The following is a 23,403-nucleotide window of genomic DNA, read 5'->3' on the forward strand; positions in this document are numbered from 1 at the left end:
CGCCGCCGCCCTCGTCAGTGACCGGGTTATAGTCCCACTCACCCAAAAACGTCAACAGGCCAAATTCATAAAACTACAAAAATCTCGCAAGTGATTGTATTTAAATGATTTATTTGAATTCCGCGGCTATATCGGCGTTGTTTTACGCAGATTGCAAACAGACAAAATCCAGACTCGTCACCGACCCAAACATAGCCGGCAATATTGCTTGAAGAAGGCGTTCGTGCCCGAGCCAGTCTGGATGAAACCAACCGTCGAACTAGGACAAAATCGGCAAGCAATGGCTGGAATGGCAGGGCTCGAACCTGCGACCGGGCGATTAACAGTCGCCTGCTCTACCAACTGAGCTACATTCCAATACGCTCTCGCGCGAGCGCGGACGTTGGGATGCGCTATCTACATGCGCATCATCTGACTATCAAGCTTCAATTTTTCTGCTCGTTGCGTGCTGTGATCGCGCAGCCCGAGTTCAAGGCCGCCGCATAAGCCGACTATCGGCTCAGTGCATAATTTGGCGTCAAGCTGAACGACGAGACGGTGACTTTCGAGGTAAAACGGGTCACCTAATGACAACGAGAGGCGCAACAGAAGATTGCTATCAGTGCGACCAAACCGGTCTGGACAAACAGATGGCTCCACTCTATAGGGCCCCTATCGCTGCATAGATGGTGGTGCGGGTGATTAGCTCAGTTGGTAGAGCAGCTGACTCTTAATCAGCGGGTCGTAGGTTCGAGCCCTACATCACCCACCAATATCAATCTTCTTCCGTCGGGGGGCTCAGCACCATAGGCCTGAGACCAGAAGTTTAATCCAGAATGGATTCTTCCGACTTGTCAGAGACATTATGTGTTCCTGATGGGATTAAAACCAACGCCCTGGCGATTTAACGCACCGTTATCACTGCCCTAGATTTAGCACTTCTATCCGGCAGCCTCGAAGGCGGCTTGTGTCTCGAGTTGCTACGGCAAGGCTATTCGCCGCTGCTGTAGCTGCAATATATATCCATCTGCCTTCGCGATTGCTGTTCCAGACGCTCGTGCGCGTGCCTTATTCCATAGCGATCTCTCGCGAGCGTCTCCTTAGCATCGATGGCCGCCATTCCTCCTGCTTTGCCTGCCGATACTCACTTTGTGCAGCAATCATGTCGCGTCCCGCTTCACGCTTAAATACCTGAGGTTCATCAGCGAACCCGCATCCACAAATACGCAGGCATTGACAGATATCCTACAAGAGGATATCTATTGATCCGGTAATGGCACCGACATCGGATTGGCAGTATGTCTCTGAAGTCCATCAAGCCGCTGACACGCGCACCTCTCCTCCACGTTTCCGTGCAGGAAAGCCTGCGTAACTTCATCAGCGATAACGGCCTGATACCCGGAACGATGCTTCCGGCAGAATCGGATTTGGCCAATCAGCTTGGCGTAAGCCGGAATTCTTTGCGCGAAGGCATAAAGGCGCTGGAATCGCTCGGGGTGCTGGAGGCTCGTCGTGGCGTTGGAATTTTCGTGAAGGCGTTTTCCTTCGAGCCATTGCTGGACAATCTGGCCTATGGCCTCGGTGGTGCGCTACGCCAAGTCGAGGAATTGATCGAAATCCGCCGCGTTCTTGAAGCAGGCATGATCGGCAGGACGCTGGCGATGATCAGCGACCACGACATTGCGGAACTGCGCGACACCGTCAATCGGATGGGAGCCCATGCCAAACGCGGCGAATCCTTTGCCGACGAGGACCAGCGGTTTCACACCTTGCTGTTCCGTTGCCAGAACAATGAGACCTTCACCCGGCTCATCGATATCTTTTGGCTCGCCTTTTACAAGGCATCCGATTTCGTCAATCTCGATAATGCCGACCCTGTCGCAACCTGGAAGGATCACGCTGCCATCGTTGATGCCGTCGAGAAGAAGGACCTGGTCGAGGTAAAAAAACGCCTGGACCATCACTACGAGGGAATTTCACGGGTTATCGCCGCAAACAAATAGCAAGCTAGGTTCAATGTGGGAGGAGCACAATGAAACGAGTGTCCAGACTGACATATGCCGCCGCGCTGGCCGCCATGATGGCGACAAGCGCATTGCCAGCCTTCGTCGTACCGGCTCAGGCTGCGACACTGTCCGGAGGGTTCGACGTCGGCCCCGGTGGTTTTCAGGGCAATTTCAATCCGCTTGCCGCGACCAGCGGCTTCACCTGGCTAAGCGTCTATTACGAACCGCTCGTCACCTATGACGAAAAACTGCAGAAGGTTGTCGGCCTGCTCGCTTCGTCCTACGAGGTCAGCGACGATCAGCAGACCTATACGTTCAAGCTGGCCGATGCGAAATGGCACGACGGCAAACCGTTTACCGCCAAGGACGCCAGCTTCACCCTTGAGCTGGCCAAGAACGCCAAGACCGGTTCAGTTCTCGCCGCGCGCCTGACGGCAATATCCTCGGTGGAAGCCACCGATGACAAGACGCTGGTCATCAAACTTTCGGCGCCCTCGGCAAGTCTGCTGGACACCTTGACCAAGGTCATGATGTTGCCGGAACATGCCTTGACGCAGATCCCGGCGGACCAGCTCGCCAAGAACAGCTGGTGGTCGGCCGCACCGGTCGGCACCGGTCCGTTCAAGTTCGGCAGATACGTCACCGACCAGTATGTCGAGCTGACCGCCAATACCGATTACCGCGGCGGCAAGCCGGCACTTGAGAAGGTCATCAACCGCTATTTCGCCAACCCAGCTGCTGCGATCGCCGCGCTCCGTGCGGGAGAAATCCAATTCACCTATGTGGATTCGAACGACCTCAACACATTCCGCGACAACAAGGATTTCCGCATTATCGAAGGCAATTCCTTCGTGGTCAACTATCTCGGCTTCAACCACGATTCGTCGATCTGGAAGGATTTGCGGGTCCGGCAGGCGGTGATGTATGCGATCAACCGCGATGCGATCATCCAGAGCCTCTATGGCGGAGCAGCCAAGCCGGCGAACTGCGGTTATGTGGCCGATCAGGTAGTGCCGCAGGATATCGAGGCCTATGCCTACGATCCCGAAAAGGCAAAAAAACTGCTGGAAGAGGCAGGATGGGACAAGATCAACGGCAACAAGCCGATCACGCTCCTGACTTATTATACGACACCGCTGGCCGCCAATGTCATGGCTGCCGTTCAGGCGATGCTGGCACAGGTCGGCATCAACGTCACGCCGCGTGCCGTCGATACCCCGACCTATAACAGCATCGTGCTCAACCCGACGCCGGATGTCGCCCAATTCCAGATGGTTTATGCCGGCCTTCAGAATGGTCCCGATCCGAGCAGCATCAATGTCGGCCTTAACGAAAAGCAGATCCCGCCGGCCGGCCCGAACGTGGTGCGTGCCCGAATGCCGGAACTGACCAAGGCACTGGATACGGCGCTTGGAGAAACCGACGCCACCAAGCGCGACGCCCGATATCAGGACGTCTGCAAGGTGATGAATGCGGAATTGCCCTGGGGCACGCTCTGGGTCGCAAACCGCTATGGCGTGGCATCTGCCAAGCTGAAGGACTTTGTCTGGACGCCCGCGCCGGGCGGTGGCCCTTACCAGGCGCATCCGGAAAAATGGTCGATCGCCGATTAGGGCGGCACCGCTCCTGAGAAACAAAGGGTGGCCGGCCTTGGCCCGCCACCCTCACAGGAACACATCCATGCTGAAATACAGTCTTCGGCGCCTGCTGATCGGCGCAGGCATGCTGCTTGCCTTGAGCATGCTGATCTTCGTGATGCTGCGCCTTACCCCCGGCGATCCGATCGACGCGTATATCGATCCCAATGTGCCGATGTCGCCATCAGACCTCGTGGAACTGCGCGCAACGCTCGGTCTCGACCAGCCATTGCCGGTGCAATACCTCGCCTGGCTGCAGCAGGCGCTAACCGGCAATCTCGGTTATTCGATCCAGCGGCCCGATCAGGCCGTCCTCGGGCTGGTGGTCTCGCGGGTCGGACCGACGGTTCTGCTGATGGGAACGGCGATCGTCATCGCCATCATTGCCGGAATCGCAACCGGCATCGTCAGCGCCGTGCGCCGGAATTCTCTGGCAGACATATCCTTCTCCGTGCTTGCCGTCACCGGCATTTCCAGCCCGCCATTCCTGAGCGGCCTGGTCGGGCTCTATCTCTTTTCCGTCTATTTCAACTGGATGCCCTCGGGCGGCATGCTGACGCCCGGCCGCGAGTTCTCGCTTCTCGACCTCATCCATCACCTGATCCTGCCCGCCTCACTGCTGGCGCTTGCCCAGACGGCGCTGATCATGCGCTATATGCGAGGCTCAATGCTGGAAGTCCTCAATCTGGATTACGTGCGTACCGCACGCGCCAAGGGTGTTTCGGAATTCTGGGTGATCACCAAACATGCGCTGCGCAACGCGCTGTTACCGGTCATTACGCTGATCGGCTCAACCATCGGCCTTGCCATCGGCGGCGCGATCTTCATCGAAAGCGTGTTCAACTGGCCCGGCATGGGATTGCTGATGGTGACAGCCGTCGAAAACCGCGACTACCCAGTCATCATGGGCTCGACGCTGGTCATCGGAGCCTGCGTGATCGTGGTCAACCTTATGACCGATCTTGCCTATGCGGCGGTCGATCCCCGGATCAAGGTGGGCTGAGCGATGCTGGCACGCACCTCAACAAGCAGTCCCGGCCCCCTAGCTCGTGCTTTCGAGCGTTTCCGGCTCAACCATGCAGCGATCTGTGGCGTGGCGATCATCGTCCCGATGTTCTTGGCGATCCTCACCTATCCGTTGTGGTGGGGTTTCAAACCCAACGATATCGACCTGCTCGCCATGAATGCGGGACCGAGTGCAAAACACTGGTTCGGCACGGACGGTGTCGGCCGCGACATCTTTGCTCGCGTCATGGATGGCGGGCGGATCTCGCTCCTTGTGGCGCTGACCTCGACAATCATTTCCGCCATCATCGGCTTCCTCGTCGGAGCGATGTCGGCGCTGGCCGGACGCTGGGCGGATGCCGTCACGATGCGGTTCGTCGATCTGGTGATGACACTGCCACCGGTAATCTTTCTGCTGGTGCTCGCCTCCATCGCCGGCACCGGCATCTGGCCGACAGTGTTCGTCATCTCGCTGTTGTCCTGGCCCCTATTGGCGCGAATGGTGCGCTCGCGGCTCCTCGAATTGCGCGAGCGTGACTTCGTGATGGCGGCAAGAGGCATGGGTGCAGGGCTCCCGCATCTTCTCTTCCGCCACGGTCTGCCGAATTCGATCGATATTCTCGTCGTCTTCGCGACCCTGCAGATCGCCAATGCAATCCTTCTCGAGGCGGGGCTGTCCTTCCTCGGGCTCGGCATCGCCCCTCCGGCTGCGAGCTGGGGCAACATGCTGAACGCCGCACGCTCCACCGCTGTTCTCGAACAATATCCCTGGCAATGGCTGTTTCCCGGCGGTGCGCTCGTCACTGCAGTCCTTGCCATCAACTTCATTGGCGATGGTCTTCGCGATGCCTTCGACCCTCGCGCCGAACTAAACTGACGATCGAAAGAAAGTGAACATGAGCAAATTCAAGGGTGTCGTTCCTCCAGTCGTAACTCCGCTCAATGCGGATTTCACCGTCGACTATCCGTCCTACACGCGGGTGCTCGAAAATCTGATCGATGCCGGATGTCACGGTCTTTTCGTGCTCGGCTCGACCAGCGAAGTGGTGTTCCATGACGCAAAGACGCGACAGGAAATCATCGAACATTCGGCAAAGGTCATCAATGGCCGCGTACCGCTGATCGTCGGCGTCATCGACGCAACGACCGATCTGGTCATCAACCATGCAAGGATCGCCAAGGCAGCCGGCGCCGATGCGGTCGTCGTGACGGCCCCTTATTATACTGTTACCAGTCAGCCGGAAATTCTCGACCATTTCCGCTTCATCCGCGATGCCGTCGATGTGCCGTTGATCGCCTACGACATCCCGGTCTGCGTCCACGTCAAGCTGCAGCGCCAGACGAGCGTGACGCTCGCACGCGAAGGCACGATTATCGGCATCAAGGATTCCAGCGGCGACGACGGCAACTTCCGCTATGTGCTGCTCGATCTCGCCGACAGACCCGACGTCTTCCTGATGACCGGATCCGAGATCGTCGTCGACAACGCGCTTCTGATGGGCGCGCATGGTGTCGTGCCAGGCATCGCCAATGTCGATCCGCACGGTTATGTCCGGCTCTGGGATGCCGCCCAGCGCGGTGACTGGGCCGCCGCCCGCAAGGAACAGGAGCGCCTCTGCCGGCTGTTCGAAATCGTCTGGGTCGGCGCGGGTCGCGTCAGCGGCGGCGCGTCCGGAATCGGTGCGTTCAAGGCGGCGATGAAGAGCCTCGGCATCATCGACACCGCGCTGATGCCTCGCCCGCGTGCCGCCCTCAATGACGCCGAGACGGCAAGGATCGACGAGATCCTGCGCTCAACCGGGCTTCTTTCCTGAGGTAAGCCATGCAACAGGCCGCTGAAACCATACTCGACGTTAAGGGATTGCGGACCGTCTTCCGCGTTCGCGCCGGCGAAGTGACGGCGGTCAACGGCATCGATCTATCCGTCGCAGCCGGCGAAACATTGGCACTTGTCGGAGAGTCAGGCTCCGGCAAGTCGGTCACCAGTCTCTCGGTGATGCGTCTGCTCACCCGCAAGATCGGCGCCATCGCGGCCGGCAGCGTCCACCTGAAACGCAAGGACGGCAAGGTCCGAGACCTCGTCTCGCTCAGCGAACAGGAAATGCGCTCCATTCGCGGTGATGATATCGGCATGATTTTTCAGGAGCCGATGTCCAGCCTCAATCCTGTTTACACGATCGGTGACCAGATTTCGGAGCCGATCCGCATCCATCGCGGGGCGGACCGTAAAAGCGCGATGGATGCGGCCATTTCACTTCTCGACCAAGTCGGCATCCCGGATGCCGCGCGACGCGTCAAACAATATCCGCACGAACTTTCCGGCGGCATGCGCCAGCGCGCGACCATCGCCATGGCGCTTGCCTGTGACCCGACGCTGCTGATCGCAGATGAACCGACCACCGCGCTCGATGTCACAATCCAGGCGCAGATTCTCGATCTCTTGCAGAAGCTCCAGCGGGAGCGCGGGATGGCCATGTTGTTCGTCACTCACAATCTCGGCGTCGTCGCGGAAATCGCCCACCGGGTGGCAGTGATGTATGCCGGGCGAATCGTCGAGACGGGACCGGTGGTGGACGTATTCCGCAACCCCAAACATCCCTACACGATGGGACTGCTTGCCTCGATGCCGAAGCTCGGCGATGCGACGCGCATGAAGCAGGCAGGCGAAAAGCTTGCAGCGATTCCGGGCATGGTGCCGAGCCTGATGAACATGCCGGCCGGTTGCGCCTTCGAACCACGCTGCAAATTCGCGACAGAGGACTGTCGCAAGGCGGTGCCCCCGCTCTTCGATGTCAGTCCCCACCATAAAAGCCGCTGCATCCACTGGCAGGAGGTCTAGATGAGCGCACCCCTTCTTGAAGTCCGCGATCTGGCAAAACAATACACGACCCGCGGCTCGACGCTGACGATCCTGCAGAATATTTCCTTCGACATCGGCAAGGGCGAGGTCGTCGGCCTTGTCGGCGAATCCGGGAGCGGCAAGACCACGATCGGCCGCTCCGTTCTGCGGCTGATCGAGCCATCGGCAGGCAGCGTCCGTTTTGACGGCACGGAGCTGACGGAGCTATCGGCCTCGCAAATGCGGCGCGCACGTCCGCGGATGCAGTATATTTTCCAGGACCCGTTCGCCAGCCTTTCCCCCCGCATGACGATCGGCGAAATACTGACCGAGGGTTTGAAAATCCAGGGAACCGGCAACTCGAAAGAGCGGCTGGATCGCGCCCGCAAGGCGCTCGAACAGGTCGATCTGCCCGCGGATGCCGTCAACAGATATGCCCACGAGTTTTCTGGAGGGCAGCGGCAGAGGATCGGCATCGCAAGGGCGCTGACGCTTCAACCGGAATTCATCGTTGCAGACGAGCCTGTTTCGGCACTCGACGTCTCGATCCAGGCGCAGGTGATCAATCTTCTGCGCGATCTGCAGCAGCGGCTCGGACTGACCATGCTGTTCATCAGCCATGATCTGGCGGTGGTGGAATATATCTGCGACCGGGTGATCGTGCTCTATCTCGGCCGCGTCATGGAGATCGCGCCAAGCGCAGAGCTTTATGCCGATCCCCATCACCCCTACACACGGGCGCTACTGTCGGCGATCCCCTCGCCCGATCCCGATGCCCATCGCAACCGGCAGATCCTGAAGGGCGACATACCTAGCCCCGCCAACCCACCAAGCGGCTGCGTTTTCCGGACGCGATGTCCGAAGGCCATTTCAAGATGCGCGGAAGTCGTTCCGGAACTGAGGGAAACGGCACCGGGACGTTTCAAAGCCTGCATTCGCGACGACTTGAACGGGAGCGTTTCATGAGCCGCCGCCATCCCATCGCCGGAAACTGGGCAAGCCTCCTGCTGCCGATCCGGAACGACGACAGCATCGACTTCGCCGCCCTTGAGGAAGAGATCGTGATTCTCATCGACGCGCGGGTGGATGGCATCTATTCGAACGGTACCGCCGGCGAGTTTCACAACCAGACGGAAGCGGAATACGACCGGATACAGGCCTTGCTGGCGAGCCGCTGCAGACAGGCCGGCATGCCATTCGTGATAGGCGCCTGCCAGCCGGATCCGCTGATCATGCTCGAACGCTTGAAACGGGCCGTGCTACATCGACCGACAGCCTTCCAGGTCATTCTGCCTGACTGGTGGCCGCTGAGCAATTCCGAGGCAACCGACTTCCTGAAACGGGTGTCAACTGCTGCCGATGGCATCCCGCTGATCCTCTATAATCCGCCGCATGCCAAACGTATTCTCTCGCCAGCCGAGCTTCTGCAAGTATGCGACCCCTGCCCTTCCGTCGTTGGCATCAAGCTGGCGGACGGCGACGACCATTGGTATGCCGAAGCGCGTAGCCACCTTGCCGCATTCGCTCTTTTCATTCCCGGCCATCATCTGGCGACGGGTGTAAGACGTGGTGTGGCCGCAGGCGCCTTTTCCAATGTCGCCTGTCTCAGCCCCCATGGCGCTCAGGCGTGGACCGACTTGATGAAGACCGACATAGAAGCGGCTTTGGCCATAGAAGTCCGCATTGATACCTTTATGAGCAACCATGTCGTGCCGCTTCGTAACCAACAGGGATATTCCAATGCAGCTTTGGACAAGGCGCTTTGTGCTGCCGGCAATTGGGGACCGGTCAATGCACGGTTGCGTTGGCCATACAGGTCTATCAGGGACGAGCAGGTAGCACGACTTCGGACAATCGCTCAGACCTGCCTTCCCGAACTGTTTCCAGGCAATTTCCGTGGAGAATGATTTCCGTCATAGATATGAGACCGCGCAGTTCGAAACGCAGAGAAACAGGTCCTAAGGTCTTGAAGGGACTCGAACCGGCGACCCATAATTTGTTGGATTATTTTCTCTGTGGCTCAACGGCTTACCAACTTGTCGGGTTTTGAACTGCACTCCATCGTTCAACTTTTTACCCTTATTTATCCCGGCCCGGAAGAAGGTCGGTGCTAGTCCTCTTTCCAGAGGTGCTGATGTGGATCGGCACCCATTTTTGGAGAGGTAAGGATCATGAAAAAGCTTATTATCAGCGCCATCGCACTCATGGCAGCCGTCGCTCCCGCCATGGCGGACAACCGTTGCATGCCGGCCAACGCGGTCATTGCCGCGAAGGCGGTATCCGTCATTCATTACAAGGACACCGTGATCGACGGCGTGAAGATCTTCTATCGCGAAGCCGGTCCCAAGGATGCGCCAGTCCTCCTGTTGCTGCATGGATTTCCGACCTCGTCGCACATGTTCCGCAACCTCATTCCGCTGCTCGCGGACCGCTACCGCGTCATCGCCCCCGACTATCCGGGTTATGGCCAGAGCGACGCACCCGACCACACCAAGTTCGACTACTCGTTCGCGAACCTGACCAATATCGTCGACAAGCTGACCAAAAAGGTCGGAGCCAGCCGCTACAGCATGTATGTCATGGATTACGGCGCTCCGATCGGCTACAGGCTCGCCCTCAAGCACCCCGAACGGGTCGAAACCCTGATCGTGCAGAACGGCAATGCCTATACCGAAGACCTCGCCGCATTCTGGGATCCGATCAAGGCCTACTGGGCCGAAAAGACGCCACAGCGCCGTGAAGCACTGGCCGGCCTCGTGACGCTCGAAACCACCAAATTCCAGTATACCGACGGAATGGGCGATGTTGCGCGGATCAGCCCCGACAACTGGGTCGTCGACCAAGCTCTGCTGGACCGGCCGGGCAACAAGGATATCCAGCTGGACCTGCTGGGCGATTACGGCAGCAACGTGCCGCTTTACCCGCAGTTTCAGGCCTTCTTCCGCGACCGCCAGCCGCCGACGCTGATTGTCTGGGGCAAGAATGACAAGATCTTTCCCGAGGCCGGCGCGCATCCCTATCTTCGCGATCTCCCCAAGGCCGAAATGCACATTCTCGACAGCGGCCATTTTGCGCTGGAAGACAAGCTCGACGTGATGGCGCCCCTCATCCGAGACTTCCTCGACCGCAAGCTCTGCAAATAAGGCACTCCGCGGGGCCTTTTGCGGCCCCGCACCCAACATCCCGAAAGGAAAAGACATGAGCAATTCCACTTTAGGCGCCCCAGCAACTGGCGGGCCAGCCCTCTCGGTCGTCCTTGTGCACGGTGCCTTCGTCGATGGCTCTGGCTGGCAGAAGGTCTACGACGAACTCGTCGACCGCGGATTTGAAGTGCTTGTCGGCCAGCATTCGACCGCCTCGCTCGAGGGAGACGTTGCCACCGTCGAGCGCCTGATCGCAGCGGCCAGCCACCCGGTTTTCCTGGTCGGCCACAGCTATGGCGGGGCCATCATCACCGAGGCAGGCAACCATCCGCGGGTCCGGGCTCTGGCTTATATTGCGGCTTTCGTCCCCGATGCCGGCGAGTCCGTTGCGGCGCTGAACGAAGCTCCGGAAGGTCCCGGCGAGACGAAAGCACCGCTGCGGCCTCCTCAGGACGGCTATCTCCTTGTCGATCCGGCCCGTTTTCCGGAAGCTTTTGCAGCCGATGTTGAACCTGCTACCACCCGGTTCCTGGCCGCTGCACAGCTGCCTTGGGCCATCGCGGCGGCCGTCGCGCCGCTTACCCGCGCAGCATGGCAGACCAAACCAAGCTTCTATCTCGTCGCTTCCGCAGACAGGATGATACCTCCGACAGCACAGCGCCGGATGGCCCAGCGCGCAGGAGCGAAAATCACCGAAATCGACAGCAGCCACGCCGTGATGATGTCGCATCCGCAGGAGGTGGCCGCGTTCATTGCTGCAGCTGCCTCCACCGTAACGTCCACCGAAGGAGGAGACGAGCAATGACGCAGGCCGTCACCTATCACCGAACCACAAGCGTTGCCGGAGTAGACATATTTTATCGCGAGGCAGGCGAGCGCGAAGCACCCGTCGTGGTGCTGCTTCACGGCTTTCCGAGCTCCTCGCATATGTACCGCAACCTCATCCCGGCGCTTGCCGACCGGTATCATGTGATCGCACCTGACCTTCCTGGCTTCGGCCTGTCCGGAATGCCGTCTTCCGGCGACTTCGACTATGGTTTTGCCATGTTCGCGAACATCATCGTCGGCCTTCTCGATCAGCTGGGTGTCGAACGCTACGCGCTCTACGTCATGGATTACGGGGCGCCGACCGGGTTTCGGGTGGCGCAGGCCCATCCCGAGCGGGTGACCGCGCTGATCATCCAGAACGGCAACGCCTATGAGGATGGCATAGGCGATTTCTGGGCGCCGACACGCGCCTACTGGGCCGATAACGGCTCCACCAACCGCGATGCGATGCGGCCTTTTCTGTCGCTTGACGGGACACGCTTCCAATATCTCACCGGCATGAAGGACCCGGCACGGATCGATCCCGCGGGATGGCTCCACGACCAGCTTTTCCTCGACCGCCCCGGCAGCGCGGAAATCCAGCTGGATATCATCTACGACTACCGCACCAATGTTGCGCTTTACCCGGCTTTTCACGCCTATTTCCGCACGCATCGGCCACCGGCCCTGATCCTCTGGGGCGAAAATGACCCCATCTTCCTGCCCGCCGGCGCGCGCGCCTTTCTGCGCGACCTGCCCAAAGCCGAGCTTCATTTTTTCGATACAGGGCACTTCGCCCTCGAAGACAAGGCGGACGAGATGATCCCGATCATGCGCGACTTCCTCGCACGAAACCTGATCGACCAGCCGGCACTCGGGAAGGATAACGGCCATGTATAACAGTAAATCCAAGTCGGGCGTGCTTCCGACCGGTGGGGGCATGACACTCATCGATCCATCCGACGCCCTGATCCTGCTTCTCGATCATCAATCGGGACTGTTCCAGACGGTCAGGGACATATCGGTTTCCGATCTTCGCCGGAACGTTGTGGTGATCGCAAAGCTTGCCGCGCTTCTCAACATCCCGGTCATCACCACCGCCTCGGAGCCGGCCGGCACCCATGGCCCGCTGATGCCCGAGATCCACGAACATGCACCGCACGGCGTCCATGTGCCGCGCAAGGGCGAAGTGAATGCATGGGATAATGACGATTTCGTCGGCGCGGTCCGCTCGACCGGTCGCATGACGCTCATCATGGCCGGCGTCTGGACCAGCGTCTGCGTGATGTTTCCGGCGCTCGATGCCCGCGCTGCCGGTTATGACGTTTATGCGGTACTCGATGCGTGCGGGGATCCGAGCGAAATGGCCTCGCGCATTTCGCTCGCCCGCTTCGTGCAGGGTGGCGTCAAACCGACATCGACCAATGCATTGCTGTCCGAGCTCCACCGCACCTGGGCGCGGCCGGAAGCTGCCGAACTCGGCGCGCTCTACGGGCTTGTCGCACCCGATTATGCAGCGGTCGCCGAAAGCTATGCGCGAGCACAGCAGGCCGCACGGGAAACGGGCTAGGCCTGCATTCGTCGATGCCCCGAGAACCGATAAAGAGACAGGAAAGCGGGAGCGGCTTTAGTCCATTTCAGCCATGGCAAGCCGGGTCCGCCGTATTGCTGCGCCCGCACCCATGGTGCGGGCGCAATCCAGGGATCTTCGGAAATATCGCGCAGCCTTTTGTGACTGCGCGTTTCCAGCTTCAATCATACCCGCGACGCGCCAGAGATCCGGATGCCACCAACGTTCCTCACGAATCCCGATTTCACCAGCCGCGGCCCGCAAGCATTCTTCCGCCGACAGCATATCGCCCACGGCGATATAAGCCTCCGCCAGCAGACTGCGGTAGAAGGGAACACGCGCGCGCCAGCCGCCGCGCAGCAAGCCGGCGATACTGTCATGCATCAAGGCGAAACCAGCCCCTTCTCCACGGGCCGACTGGATGGCGCCCGCAAAAAACCTGGCCGTACCCTCGTAAATGCCAACAGTCTCACGTCGGCCGACTTCGGCAAGCTGTTGCTGAAGTCGCGAAGCTGTTTCCAGATCACCCTCGACGAAAGCGATCGGAAGGCCGGTCAGCGAGATCGCATTTCCTAGGGATATCATGTGATCGAGATCGGCGGCCCTAACGATGGCGCGATCGACCAGACTGGAGGCACGATCCGCGTCACCCTGTAGCCAAAGCAAAAATGCCTGAGACAGACGAATGCCGACGGGCAGATCGACCTGGAAACGGGACAATCCATGCCCCTCTTCCAGATGGCCCCAATCCTTCATCAGCGCGTCCAGGTGAGCCGATGCCGAATTGAACTCTCCTGCATATATCTTGATATGCGCCAGCAGGCGCTTGCCATCGGGCGCGACCGCCCAGTCCAAACCCTTTGCGGCCGCAAAATCGTTCATGCTGCGCAATGCCGTGCGCGGCCGGCCGGAGTAGGCTAGGAAAACGGCTTGTCCGCACACCGAACGGATCTGAAATTCGGAATCGTTCGATTCGCCCGCGTGAAATATGCTTTCACGCCAGGCGTCGTCGGTTTGCGGGTGCATGTGGCGCGCCAGCGTCATCGCCCAGGCTCTGGCGGTCGAGAGCTTCGCCCGGCACAGGGGCGCGAGCCCTTGAAGGGCAGCGCTGTTTTCGCCTGCAAGGTCGATGGCGGCCAGCATTTCCCTGAAGGCCGACAGTTCCTGCCAAAGAGGCAATGCTGCAACCACCAGTCCGACGCCCAATCCAGCATCGCCAGCCGGATCGAACGCCCAGCCAATCGCGGCCCGAACATCGTCGATCTGCCGCCGATATTTCCGCAACCATTCGCGGGACGTCTGCGAGGACCACTCTCGTTCGGCAATCTGCAGCTTGTCCCTTATCCGGATCGCAAACTGCCGCCTTGCCTTCTCCCTGTAACGTGACCCAAAGAGACGCTGTGCCGCATAGGCGCCGGTGCTCTCGGCCAGCCGGTAGTGAGCAATTCCGCCGTCATACTCCGCTGCGACCAGCGATTTTGCCACAAGCTGCGCCAGGGCATCACGCCCTGCCATGGGATCGAGAGCTCCAGCGGCATAGAGTGCCTCCGCATCCTCGGCGCTGAACCGGCCCGAAAACACCGAAACCAGACTGAGCAACACGGCCTCGCTCTCGGGAAGAAGTCGATAACTCCAGTCGAGCGTGGCCTCCAGCGTCTGGTGACGCAAGGGCGCATCCCTTGCTCCCCGGTTCATCGAATCGAAGCCGTCCTTGAAGAGATCGCCGAGTGCGGAGGGCGCAAGGACGCTGGCGGTGCCGGCAGCCAGTTCGATAGCGAGTGCCAGGCCTTCCAGCCGCCTGCAGATCGAAACGACGCTGCGGACATAGACGTCCGTTGGCTCGGCAAGACCAGCCTCTTGCGACTTGGCGATAAAGAGCTGGATTGCCGGAAACTGCAGTGCTTCGCTTGTCGAGAGCAAGGCGGTATCGTCGGGATAAGCGAGCCCGGAGAGGAAATGGATTTGCTCATGCCGTGTCCGCAGCGGCTCGCGGCTGGTCGCGAGGATACGGGCAGCAGGTACCTCCGATGATATCCGCTCGACGAGCGTCGCCGCCATCGAGATGACATGCTCGCAATTGTCGATGACCAGAAAAACCTCGCTGCTTCGAAGGACATCGATCACGCCTGAAATCGGATCGTCCAGTCCAAGCGAAATGCCAAAGGCCGAGGCGATCGCGGGCACCACGAACCGGGGGTCGCTGACCGTCGAGAGATCCGCAAAGACGATGGCTTCGCCAGCGCCGCAGCAATGCCGGGCAATGGTGACCGCAAGCGATGTCTTTCCGGCACCGCCTGGCCCGACAATGGCGATATAACCCGGCAGATCGAGCTTTTCAGAAATTTGCCGGATCGCGTCGTCGCGGCCGAACAGTTCTCGCACGTGGGGCGGGGCGGCATAATGGCTCGGGATTGAAGGCGTGTGTCGCACCGCCGTTGGGCGATTGTTGTCTACCGCAGCGACGAATTTGTAGCCACGGCCAGCGATCGTCGCGATATACTCCGTCAGAGGATCGAGTTCGGCGAGCGAACGCCGAAGGTTACCAACATTGACCTTCAGATTGTGATCGTGGACGATATAGTCCGGCCAGACATGGGCAAAGAGGTCGGCCTTGCTGACCACCTCGCCAGCCCGCGTCACGAGCAGAGTGAGAATATCGAACCCGCGCCCGCCGAGCGCGACAGGTTGCCCCTTGTGGAGGAGAGCCTGCGCCTCCGGCAGCAACCGGAAATCGCCGAACTGGTAGGTGTTTTGCTTGGACAAGGCACGGAGATCGCCGTCGTTTGGCACTTTGCCCTCATAAATACATAAAAGCCGGACGTTACATCGCACTCGCCCATTTGCAAGACGTCTGGAAAGACGGTTGCAAACGTATCGGCACCAGGCATTTCGAATTTGAGAAACATGGGCAGGAAATCGCAGCTGCGGTTGTCGCGTTATTAAGCAAATGATCCTCCTTATCCGGCAACCTCAGGTTTCCGACTCAGGAGTATTTTCTTGGATCCTTATCCTTCCGATGTTCCCCGCTCGGCAAATGAAGATGCCATCGAGGCCAAGGCTTTTATCGATCTGTATCAGGCCGCCCGTCAGCGATTGCCGGGTGAGGAGCAATTCGATTGTATTTCCATCCATGGCGGATGCGCGATCTCACTTCCGCGCGCGCCTGCCATCGGCCTCAACCGCATCCTCGGTGTCGGTGTGCCGGAAGACCTCGACGAAGCCTATGCCTGGATGAGCAACAAGGCTGGAAACAGGTTCCTGCAGATTAATATGGATGCCGCATCCGACGAGCTGAGACACTGGATCGAGGCGAAAGGATTGCGCGCCTATGGCCCCGGATGGGCAAAGCTGAGGCGAGATGCGTCTGCAGGCTCACTGCCGCCATCGGGAGATGTTAAAACGCGAAAAGTTCGGCGGGATGAAGCCGAGTTGTTCGGAGCGATGATGTGCGCCGGGTTTGGCTTTCCGGAAAACCTCGCGGCTTTATGGTCCTCAATCGTCAGAAGAGACGGATGGTCATGTTTCTTCGCCCTGGACGGAGAGATACCGGTTGGAACCGGAGCCATGTTCGCTTCGGGATCCTTTGCCTGGCTCGGCGGGGGAACGACCGTTCCGAGCTTTCGAAACCGCGGTGCGCAGAAAGCGCTCATTCACGCGCGCCTGCAAGAAGGCGCGGTTCAGGGCGTGTCGAACATTGTGGTCGAGACCGAAGCCCCCTCGCCGGAAAAGGTGAACATCTCGAATGCCAACCTGGCGAAAATGGGCTTCGTGCATTGCTATAACCGCAGCAACTTCATTTTATGAACGATCGGCTGACCGGCGCGCATCAACTTGTATCTCTACGAAGTAAACAGGCCTAAGGGCGGACTGCGCGATTGTCATCGTCTTGGTCTTGGTCTTAAGCGGGTATGAACCATTGGCCTGCGCCTGTGATAGATTAAGCCATTGAAACTTTACTGATATGATGTGCCGACACACTCTTCGCTGTAAAAGGTCCCGGACGTACTGCAAGCGGTTGTGCCAAGGCTAGCTCTCGATGGGTCAGCATGATGAAGGAGGACAAATCCTTGCCGGAGCTGATTGGCCGCCTGCCGCACACAGAGCATATATCGCAAGCTGTCGCGCAGGACGGGGACACCGCCGCCCAATCTCTCTGACGTCGTGTTTCGCAACCGCTTGCATGATGCAGGCCTGATGCGGACAGACCTGCATCATGGGGATGGCCGATGGCTCCCCAAGGCAAATATGACAGGTTGAGATGCCCCCTCACTTTGTGAGGGTGGCCGCGATGACGCTGATGACGGAAGGCTCGTTCGACGTTGCCTTGAGAAGGCAAGGCGTCATCAGCACGGTCAAAATGAAGAAGGCGACCGTTAGCCTTTTTGTCAGAAGGCGGCCGAGCGTCATGCGAGATTGAGCTCCACAGCGATATTGCCGCGCGTCGCCTTCGAATAAGGGCAAATCTGATGAGCATCATGAATGATGGCTCGCGCGGTTTCCCGATCCATGCCCGGCAGGCTGACATTCAGGCGTGCCTGGAGAAAGAACTCGCCCTCTGTCGTCCCGAGATCCACTTCCGCGTCGACCGCGACATCTGCTGGCAGTCGCTGCTGCCGCTTGCCGGCGGCGCGGGTCATGGCGCCGATGAAGCAGGCCGACCAACCGGCGGCAAAGAGCTGCTCGGGGTTCGTGCCCGGCCGTCCGCTGCCGGGAGGAGACAGCTTGATTTCCAGCGCCGCGTCATCACTGCGCGCAAAGCCTTCGCGGCCGCCCGTGGTATGGGCCCGTCCGGTATAGAGAACATTATCGACCTTCGTCATGGGGATGCTCCTCGTATCTCAAGCAAAGTCTCTTGAGCCAGCGCCATTCGCTGACAGGAGGAGTTATCGCCCACGGGAGTATCTGTGCTGTTTCAGGAAAGCCGGTGAAGTGTATCAAACGGTAGCAATGGCACCGCGGCCAAAGCAGTAGGGACAACAGGGAAAGCCAGCGCACCGAGTGGCGCTGGCGGCTGTCATCGCAAGGTGATTTCGACGGCTAACCCGCCGCCGCTGCGATTATAGAGGCGAACATTGCCGCCGAGAGTCGTCGCCAGCTGCTGTGCAATCGCAAGCCCGAGCCCTGTGCCGCCGGTGTCCCGATTGCGGGATTGTTCCACCCGCACGAATGGCTGCATGGCAGCCTCCAGCTTTTCATCCGGTATGCCCGGGCCTCGATCCAGTACGGTCAGCACAATCTCGCCTGCCGCCCTGCGCTCAACGGCAAGCTCAGCCGCGCCGGCAAATTTGATCGCATTGTCGATGGCATTCGTCAGGATGCGTCGCAGCGCATGCGGCTTGGTCGAGATCGTGCCGTTTACGGGGCCGATGACCATGACTGCCTTTCCGGTATCCTGATAGTCGTAAGCGATACTGTCGACGAAGGACGAAAGGTCGATGCGCGACGTCTTCTCGCCATTGCCATGCGAACTTCGCGCATAGGCGATCCCATCCTTTACAAGCATTTCGATCTCGCGCAGGTCGCTGACCAGCTTGTCACGTTCCGGGCTTTCGTCAGCCATATCGACGCGCAGCCGCATGCGGGCGATCGGCGTCTGGAGATCGTGGGAAATGGCCGCGAGGATCTGAACCCGCTCCTCGAGATGATGGGCGATCCGGTCGCGCATGGCGTTGAACGCCCGCGCTGCATGCGCCACTTCGCGGGGACCGGTCTCGCTGATCGGCTTGCCCCTCGCATTCGGATCAAGCGCATCGGCGGCGGCGGCGAGATCGCCAAGCGGCCGGAATGCCTGACGCACGACGAGCCAGGTGCAGAGGACGAGCAGCAGCATCTGCACGGCAAAGACATAAGGCAGCCAGCTGGCCAGCGGCATGACACCCCGCGGTGTAACGTCGATCGTCAGCGGGGAACCATCGGAAAGCGTCAGATGTCCCTGCAGCCTGCCGTTCTCGCCGGGAATGGCTTGTACCGTCAGCGGGAATTTTTGCCCCGCGGCGTCCTCGATCCGGGCGGCGATCTCGGCTCCACGCCCCGACATGTCGGGAACACCCGGGACACCGGTTCCAAGCTCCAGCCGATAGTTGCCACGGCTGAGGCGATCGAGCCATGCTGGGCGTTCTGCCGCCGGCAGCCGGTCAATCACCGCAATCGAGGTTGCAAGGTCGCTTTCGAGCGTACCGAGCATCACGGCCTTGGCGGACGTGTAACGCTCGAAAAACAGGATGCTGAAGGAAAGGCCGTAGGCAATCGCAAGGCCCGAAAAGAGGATGAGAAACAGGCGCGCGCGCAGGGTGCCCGGCCAGAAGGCGAAATGCCGGCCCGCCTTGTCCGCCGCCGGTTCCGTCATGTCCTGGGCTCCGAAATTTCCACCGGCACCGCAAAGACATAGCCTTCCGCACGTACCGTTTTGATATAGGTCGGTTCGCGCGCGTCGTCGCCCAGCCGCTGGCGAACGCGGCTGACGAGAAGATCTATCGAACGGTCGAACAATTCCGCATCGCGGCCCTGCGTCAGGTTCAAGAGCTGGTCGCGGTTGAGAACACGCTGTGGATGGTCGATGAAGACGCGGAGGAGCCGATATTCCGCGCCGCTGAGGGCAATTTCCGTGCCCTCGGGATCGAGCAGATGCCGGCCGACGGTATCGAGGCGCCATGTTCCGAAGGTCAGAATCTGGCCCGCCTCGCTGATCTGCAGGTTTGGCGGCAGCATTCTCGTGCGCCGGAGGACGGCCTTGATGCGGGCCAGAAGCTCGCGCGCCGCAAAGGGTTTAGGCAGATAGTCATCCGCACCCATTTCCAACCCGATGACACGGTCCATCTCGTCGTCGCGGGCGGTCAGCATCAAGACCGGCGTTGCCTTGTGCTTGCCGGCCTGCAGTTCCCGGCAGAGAACCAGCCCGTCATCGCCGGGCATCATCACGTCGAGCACGATCAGATCGACCGCATTGGCATCCAGGAAGCTGCGCATCTGCCGGCCATCGGCCGCGACGCTGGTGCGCAGGCCGTTCCTCTTCAGATAGCTCGACACCAGTTCACGGATCTCGCGATCGTCGTCGACGATCAGGATGTGGTCGATATGCTCCATTTCGGGTTTTCGCATCCTCTGTATTTGTCGTGCGTCGAACCAGTATCATGTAACGCCGGACGCGGTCGCCGCGAAGCCGGGAAATGGCTCGCGGCGACCTGTTGCATGCGGAAATTCGCTGCGCTCAGAATTTCGCGACGTCCAGCACCGCACGGGCGAATTCGGCCGGTGCCTCCTGCGGCAGGTTGTGGCCGATACCGCCGGCAATCGTGCGATGTTCGTAAGGCCCAGAAAACTTGGAGGCATAGGCGGAAGGATCCGGATGCGGCGCGCCGTTGGCATCACCCTCCATGGTGATGCTCGGAATGGTGACGTTGGGCCCCTTGGCAAGGCGGGCCTCATAGGCATCGTACTTGGCTTCGCCCTTTGCCAGTCCGAGCCTCCATCGATAATTATTGATGGTGATATCGACATGGTCGGGATTGTCGAATGCGCTTGCCGAGCGGTTGAAGGTCTCGTCGTCGAATTTCCAGGTCGGCGACGCCGTCTGCCAGATGAGCCGGGCAAAATCATGGGTATGTGCGGCGTAACCGGCGCGGCCGCGTTCGGTGGCGAAATAGAACTGGTACCACCAGGCAAGCTCGGCCTTCGGCGGCAGAGGCTTGCGATTGGCTTCCTGGCTGCCGATCAGAAAGCCGCTGACGGAAACCAACCCCTTGCAGCGATGCGGCCAGAGCACGGCCATGATATCCGCCGTGCGCGCACCCCAGTCATAGCCGGCAACGATAGCGGTCTCGATCTTGAGCGCATCCAGGAGCGCGATCATGTCGACCGCGAGCGCCGCCTGCTGGCCATTGCGCGGCGTTTCGGACGAGAGAAACCGTGTCGTGCCATAGCCGCGCAGATAGGGAATGATGACCCGATAGCCGGCCTCGGCGAGGATCGGCGCAACATCGACATAGCTGTAGATGTCATAGGGCCAGCCATGCAAGAGCAGGATGGCGGGGCCACCTGCCGGGCCGGCCTCGGCATAGCCTACATTGAGCACACCGGCATCGATCTGCTTCAGGGCCGCAAAAGCCGTATGGCCGCCCGGCTTTCCGTTCGAGCCACCGGGAGGCCTTGCTGCGGGAGAGGGCGATTGCGCATTTGCAAGCGACGTGGCGCCGAGTTCTACGGCTGCGACGGTCATGGCAGCAAGGCCAAAGAAGCGGCGGCGCTGAAGCTGAAACGTGTCGGTCATGGATTTTCTCCGGTCCGTGTTGATGACGGTGGCCAGAAAACAGTCCGCATGTATCGTCGATATGTCCGGTGACCATCGCAAATGCATGGGAATGTAGCAGCGGCATCCGGAGATACAGTTCGATACAAAAGGGGGCCGCCAGCCTTGCCGCCGACGACAGGATTGGTGCCCGATTGTTTCACTCTGTAGCGGCGCGAGCCCCCGCTACACTCCGATACACTTCTCCCTGAAGCCGGACACATCAGCGATACCTGCGCCCGACCAGATTGGCGCAGTTGCCGATCGCGCCCGTGTCGGCTGCACCAGTCTCCACAGTTTTTACCCCCCGGGCTTCAGAGGACACGATCATGACGCTTCTCGTCATTGCCTATCTCGGAGGGGCGCTCACCATTCTGAGCCCCTGTATCCTGCCGATCCTTCCCTTTGTCTTTGCCCGCGCGGGACAGCCGTTCCTGCGCAGCACCCTGCCCATGCTAATCGGCATGGCCGGCACATTCGCGCTTGTCGCGACGCTTGCCGCGATCGGAGGCAGCTGGGCAATCCAGGCAAATGAATACGACGGCTTGCCGCCCTGCTGCTTCTAGCCCTTTTCGGCGTCGGCCTCATCTCGCCGCGCATCGCCAATACTCTGAGCCAGCCCGTCGTCGGGCTCGGCAATCGCCTGATGAATGCCGCCGGCCGGCCCGGCAGCGTGCCTTCGGCTGCGGGCTCATTTGTCCTCGGCATTGCCACCGGCCTGCTCTGGGCGCCCTGCGCCGGGCCGATCCTTGGTCTCGTGCTGACCGGCGCCGCCCTGCAGGGCGCCAATATCGAGACAACGGTTCTGCTTGGCGCCTATGCAGCAGGAGCGGCGACTTCGCTTGCCCTTGCGCTCTGCGTCGGTGGCCGGATTTTTGCGACTTTGAAACGGTCCCTGGGTGTCAGCGAGCGTATTCGCCAGTTCGTCGGCGCAGCCGTCATCGCCAGCGTCGGCGTCATCGCACTCGGCTTCGATACCGGCGCGCTGGCCCGGCATTCCTATGCCAGCACCTCTTCCTTCGAAGAGGCCATTCTCGATCGTTTCAACGCCCGGCCGGATGCGGGCGGCATGGAACTCGCGAGCGCCGACAATTCCCTGCCCGACGATAACGGCAAGCCGTTTCATGCAGACCTTCCCGTCGAAGGACGCGCACCTTCACTGGGGGGCGCCGTGGAATGGCTGAACTCGCCGCCGCTTTCCGCGGAGGCCCTGAAGGGCAAGGTCGTGCTCGTCGATTTCTGGACCTATTCCTGCATCAACTGCATCCGCACCATCCCCTATGTCCGCGCGTGGGCCGAGAAATACAAAGATCAGGGTCTGGTGGTCATCGGCGTGCATGCACCGGAATTTGCCTTCGAGAAAAAGATCGACAATGTCAAAAAGGCAATCTCCGACTTCAAGATCGGTTATCCCGTCGCCATCGACAATGATTACAGGATCTGGCGTGCCTTCAATAACAGCTACTGGCCGGCCAGCTATCTGATCGATGCCAAGGGCAATATCCGCTACCACCATTTTGGCGAAGGCAATTATGGCCGGACCGAACAGGCGATACAGGATCTGCTGCGAGAAGTCGGCAGCGACGTCGCCACCACTGCGCCCGTCAAGCCTGAGGCAAAAGGCGCAGAAGCCAGCGCCGACCTGAAGGATATCCGCTCCGGCGAGACCTATATCGGTTACCGGCAGGCCACCGGCTTTGCCTCGAACGAAGGCCTTCGTCCCGGCTCTTCCGGTACCTATTCGATCGACCGACCGGGCCTGAACGAATGGGGCCTCTCCGGCAACTGGACTGTCGGCGCGGAAGAAGCGACCCTCGACAAGAGCGACGGCGCCATCACCTACCGGTTCAGCGCCCGCGACCTGCATCTCGTGCTGGGGCCGGACGGCTCGGGAAAGCCGGTCCGTTTCCAGGTGACGATCGACGGCCATGCGCCCGGCGCCGATCACGGCACGGATACCGATGCCGACGGCAATGGCACGGTCACATCCACCCGCCTCTACCAGCTCGTCCGTCAGTCCGGCGACGTCACGCCCAGAACCTTCAGCATCCGTTTCCTCGATCCGGGCGTGCAGGCCTACGCCTTCACCTTCGGCTGAGCTCTTATCCCTCAATTATTCAGACAACAAAGGAT

At 60.1% G+C, this 23,403-nt stretch carries 19 protein-coding genes, 2 tRNA genes and 1 pseudogene; 15 read left to right on the plus strand and 7 right to left on the minus strand.

Annotated elements, in window-relative coordinates:
- Positions 1-281: 281 nt before the first annotated feature.
- Positions 282-357 (minus strand) — tRNA-Asn (locus tag FHP24_RS10825).
- 318 nt (positions 358-675) lie between these two features.
- On the opposite strand from FHP24_RS10825, the gene FHP24_RS10830 reads away from it, so the two are divergent.
- From FHP24_RS10830 to FHP24_RS10895, 13 genes are all read left to right on the plus strand, one after another.
- Positions 676-751: transfer RNA gene (locus FHP24_RS10830), tRNA-Lys, on the plus strand.
- Positions 752-1,277: 526 nt separating this feature from the next.
- On the plus strand, positions 1,278-1,982 hold the full coding sequence (locus FHP24_RS10840; RefSeq protein WP_139676228.1) for a FadR/GntR family transcriptional regulator: 705 nt from the start codon (positions 1,278-1,280) through the stop codon (positions 1,980-1,982).
- Between the two features lie 29 nt (positions 1,983-2,011).
- Positions 2,012-3,598 carry an ABC transporter substrate-binding protein gene (locus FHP24_RS10845; protein ID WP_139676229.1) on the plus strand — a complete coding sequence of 529 codons (1,587 nt, stop codon included), beginning with the start codon at positions 2,012-2,014 and terminating at the stop codon, positions 3,596-3,598.
- A gap of 67 nt (positions 3,599-3,665) precedes the next feature.
- Positions 3,666-4,625 carry an ABC transporter permease gene (locus FHP24_RS10850; RefSeq protein ID WP_139676230.1) on the plus strand — a complete coding sequence of 320 codons (960 nt, stop codon included), beginning with the start codon at positions 3,666-3,668 and terminating at the stop codon, positions 4,623-4,625.
- 3 nt (positions 4,626-4,628) lie between these two features.
- On the plus strand, positions 4,629-5,504 hold the full coding sequence (locus FHP24_RS10855; protein ID WP_139676231.1) for an ABC transporter permease: 876 nt from the start codon (positions 4,629-4,631) through the stop codon (positions 5,502-5,504).
- Positions 5,505-5,523: 19 nt separating this feature from the next.
- Positions 5,524-6,441: a dihydrodipicolinate synthase family protein gene (locus tag FHP24_RS10860; protein ID WP_139676232.1), complete on the plus strand. Its 918-nt coding sequence runs from the start codon at positions 5,524-5,526 to the stop codon at positions 6,439-6,441.
- Positions 6,442-6,449: 8 nt separating this feature from the next.
- Entirely contained in the window at positions 6,450-7,466 is a 1,017-nt protein-coding gene (locus FHP24_RS10865; protein WP_139676233.1) for an ABC transporter ATP-binding protein, read from the plus strand.
- Entirely contained in the window at positions 7,467-8,432 is a 966-nt protein-coding gene (locus tag FHP24_RS10870; RefSeq protein WP_139676234.1) for an ABC transporter ATP-binding protein, read from the plus strand. It abuts the gene before it with no gap.
- On the plus strand, positions 8,429-9,373 hold the full coding sequence (locus FHP24_RS10875) for a dihydrodipicolinate synthase family protein (protein ID WP_139676235.1): 945 nt from the start codon (positions 8,429-8,431) through the stop codon (positions 9,371-9,373). Before FHP24_RS10870 ends, FHP24_RS10875 begins: the two co-directional genes overlap by 4 nt.
- Positions 9,374-9,637: 264 nt before the next feature.
- The gene (locus FHP24_RS10880) at positions 9,638-10,609 is read left to right on the plus strand and encodes an alpha/beta fold hydrolase (RefSeq protein WP_139676236.1); all 972 of its coding nucleotides are present in this window, start codon (positions 9,638-9,640) and stop codon (positions 10,607-10,609) included.
- A gap of 55 nt (positions 10,610-10,664) precedes the next feature.
- Complete coding sequence (locus FHP24_RS10885) at positions 10,665-11,414, plus strand: alpha/beta fold hydrolase (protein ID WP_139676237.1); 750 nt, start codon at positions 10,665-10,667, stop codon at positions 11,412-11,414.
- Entirely contained in the window at positions 11,411-12,316 is a 906-nt protein-coding gene (locus FHP24_RS10890) for an alpha/beta fold hydrolase (RefSeq protein WP_139676238.1), read from the plus strand. The genes FHP24_RS10885 and FHP24_RS10890 overlap by 4 nt, the downstream gene beginning before the upstream one ends.
- The gene (locus FHP24_RS10895) at positions 12,309-12,986 is read left to right on the plus strand and encodes an isochorismatase family protein (RefSeq protein ID WP_139676239.1); all 678 of its coding nucleotides are present in this window, start codon (positions 12,309-12,311) and stop codon (positions 12,984-12,986) included. Before FHP24_RS10890 ends, FHP24_RS10895 begins: the two co-directional genes overlap by 8 nt.
- A 57-nt stretch (positions 12,987-13,043) precedes the next feature.
- Here FHP24_RS10895 and FHP24_RS10900 read toward each other — a convergent pair whose 3' ends face one another.
- Complete coding sequence (locus FHP24_RS10900) at positions 13,044-15,776, minus strand: ATP-binding protein (protein WP_139676240.1); 2,733 nt, start codon at positions 15,774-15,776, stop codon at positions 13,044-13,046.
- A 207-nt stretch (positions 15,777-15,983) separates the two neighbouring features.
- Between FHP24_RS10900 and FHP24_RS10905 the strand changes: the two genes are divergently transcribed.
- Positions 15,984-16,790 (plus strand): N-acetyltransferase, encoded by an 807-nt coding sequence (locus FHP24_RS10905; RefSeq protein WP_139676241.1) that lies wholly within the window; start codon positions 15,984-15,986, stop codon positions 16,788-16,790.
- 462 nt (positions 16,791-17,252) lie between these two features.
- Here the strand turns inward: FHP24_RS10905 and FHP24_RS28715 are convergent, their stop codons facing one another.
- The 5 genes from FHP24_RS28715 to FHP24_RS10925 all read right to left on the minus strand — a co-directional run bounded on the left by FHP24_RS28715 (position 17,253) and on the right by FHP24_RS10925 (position 21,252).
- Positions 17,253-17,393, minus strand: coding sequence for a hypothetical protein (locus tag FHP24_RS28715; protein WP_180355970.1), 141 nt, complete (start codon positions 17,391-17,393; stop codon positions 17,253-17,255).
- A complete protein-coding gene (locus FHP24_RS10910; protein ID WP_139676242.1) occupies positions 17,390-17,806 on the minus strand; it encodes an organic hydroperoxide resistance protein in 417 nt (138 codons plus the stop codon). Before FHP24_RS10910 ends, FHP24_RS28715 begins: the two co-directional genes overlap by 4 nt.
- A 194-nt stretch (positions 17,807-18,000) precedes the next feature.
- Positions 18,001-19,332: a sensor histidine kinase gene (locus FHP24_RS10915; protein ID WP_139676243.1), complete on the minus strand. Its 1,332-nt coding sequence runs from the start codon at positions 19,330-19,332 to the stop codon at positions 18,001-18,003.
- A complete protein-coding gene (locus FHP24_RS10920; RefSeq protein ID WP_139676244.1) occupies positions 19,329-20,069 on the minus strand; it encodes a response regulator in 741 nt (246 codons plus the stop codon). The genes FHP24_RS10915 and FHP24_RS10920 overlap by 4 nt, the downstream gene beginning before the upstream one ends.
- 124 nt (positions 20,070-20,193) lie before the next feature.
- Entirely contained in the window at positions 20,194-21,252 is a 1,059-nt protein-coding gene (locus tag FHP24_RS10925; protein ID WP_139676245.1) for an alpha/beta fold hydrolase, read from the minus strand.
- Positions 21,253-21,599: 347 nt separating this feature from the next.
- Between FHP24_RS10925 and FHP24_RS10930 the strand changes: the two are divergent.
- Positions 21,600-23,368, plus strand: a pseudogene (locus FHP24_RS10930) (cytochrome c biogenesis protein DipZ).
- Positions 23,369-23,403 lie beyond the last annotated feature (35 nt).

The organism is Aliirhizobium smilacinae, from assembly GCF_006335145.1.
GTDB classification, from domain to species: domain Bacteria; phylum Pseudomonadota; class Alphaproteobacteria; order Rhizobiales; family Rhizobiaceae; genus Neorhizobium; species Neorhizobium smilacinae.

Coding starts and splice junctions, on each gene's coding strand:
- FHP24_RS10860 (WP_139676232.1), top strand. CDS start 5,524: ATGAGCAAATTCAAGGGTGTCGTTCCTCCAGTCGTAACTCCGCTCAAT.
- FHP24_RS10855 (WP_139676231.1), top strand. CDS start 4,629: ATGCTGGCACGCACCTCAACAAGCAGTCCCGGCCCCCTAGCTCGTGCT.
- FHP24_RS10840 (WP_139676228.1), top strand. CDS start 1,278: ATGTCTCTGAAGTCCATCAAGCCGCTGACACGCGCACCTCTCCTCCAC.
- FHP24_RS10870 (WP_139676234.1), top strand. CDS start 7,467: ATGAGCGCACCCCTTCTTGAAGTCCGCGATCTGGCAAAACAATACACG.
- FHP24_RS10845 (WP_139676229.1), top strand. CDS start 2,012: ATGAAACGAGTGTCCAGACTGACATATGCCGCCGCGCTGGCCGCCATG.
- FHP24_RS10885 (WP_139676237.1), top strand. CDS start 10,665: ATGAGCAATTCCACTTTAGGCGCCCCAGCAACTGGCGGGCCAGCCCTC.
- FHP24_RS10880 (WP_139676236.1), top strand. CDS start 9,638: ATGAAAAAGCTTATTATCAGCGCCATCGCACTCATGGCAGCCGTCGCT.
- FHP24_RS10910 (WP_139676242.1), bottom strand. CDS start 17,806: ATGACGAAGGTCGATAATGTTCTCTATACCGGACGGGCCCATACCACG.
- FHP24_RS10850 (WP_139676230.1), top strand. CDS start 3,666: ATGCTGAAATACAGTCTTCGGCGCCTGCTGATCGGCGCAGGCATGCTG.
- FHP24_RS10915 (WP_139676243.1), bottom strand. CDS start 19,332: ATGACGGAACCGGCGGCGGACAAGGCGGGCCGGCATTTCGCCTTCTGG.
- FHP24_RS28715 (WP_180355970.1), bottom strand. CDS start 17,393: ATGACGCTCGGCCGCCTTCTGACAAAAAGGCTAACGGTCGCCTTCTTC.
- FHP24_RS10890 (WP_139676238.1), top strand. CDS start 11,411: ATGACGCAGGCCGTCACCTATCACCGAACCACAAGCGTTGCCGGAGTA.
- FHP24_RS10925 (WP_139676245.1), bottom strand. CDS start 21,252: ATGACCGACACGTTTCAGCTTCAGCGCCGCCGCTTCTTTGGCCTTGCT.
- FHP24_RS10865 (WP_139676233.1), top strand. CDS start 6,450: ATGCAACAGGCCGCTGAAACCATACTCGACGTTAAGGGATTGCGGACC.
- FHP24_RS10875 (WP_139676235.1), top strand. CDS start 8,429: ATGAGCCGCCGCCATCCCATCGCCGGAAACTGGGCAAGCCTCCTGCTG.
- FHP24_RS10920 (WP_139676244.1), bottom strand. CDS start 20,069: ATGGAGCATATCGACCACATCCTGATCGTCGACGACGATCGCGAGATC.
- FHP24_RS10895 (WP_139676239.1), top strand. CDS start 12,309: ATGTATAACAGTAAATCCAAGTCGGGCGTGCTTCCGACCGGTGGGGGC.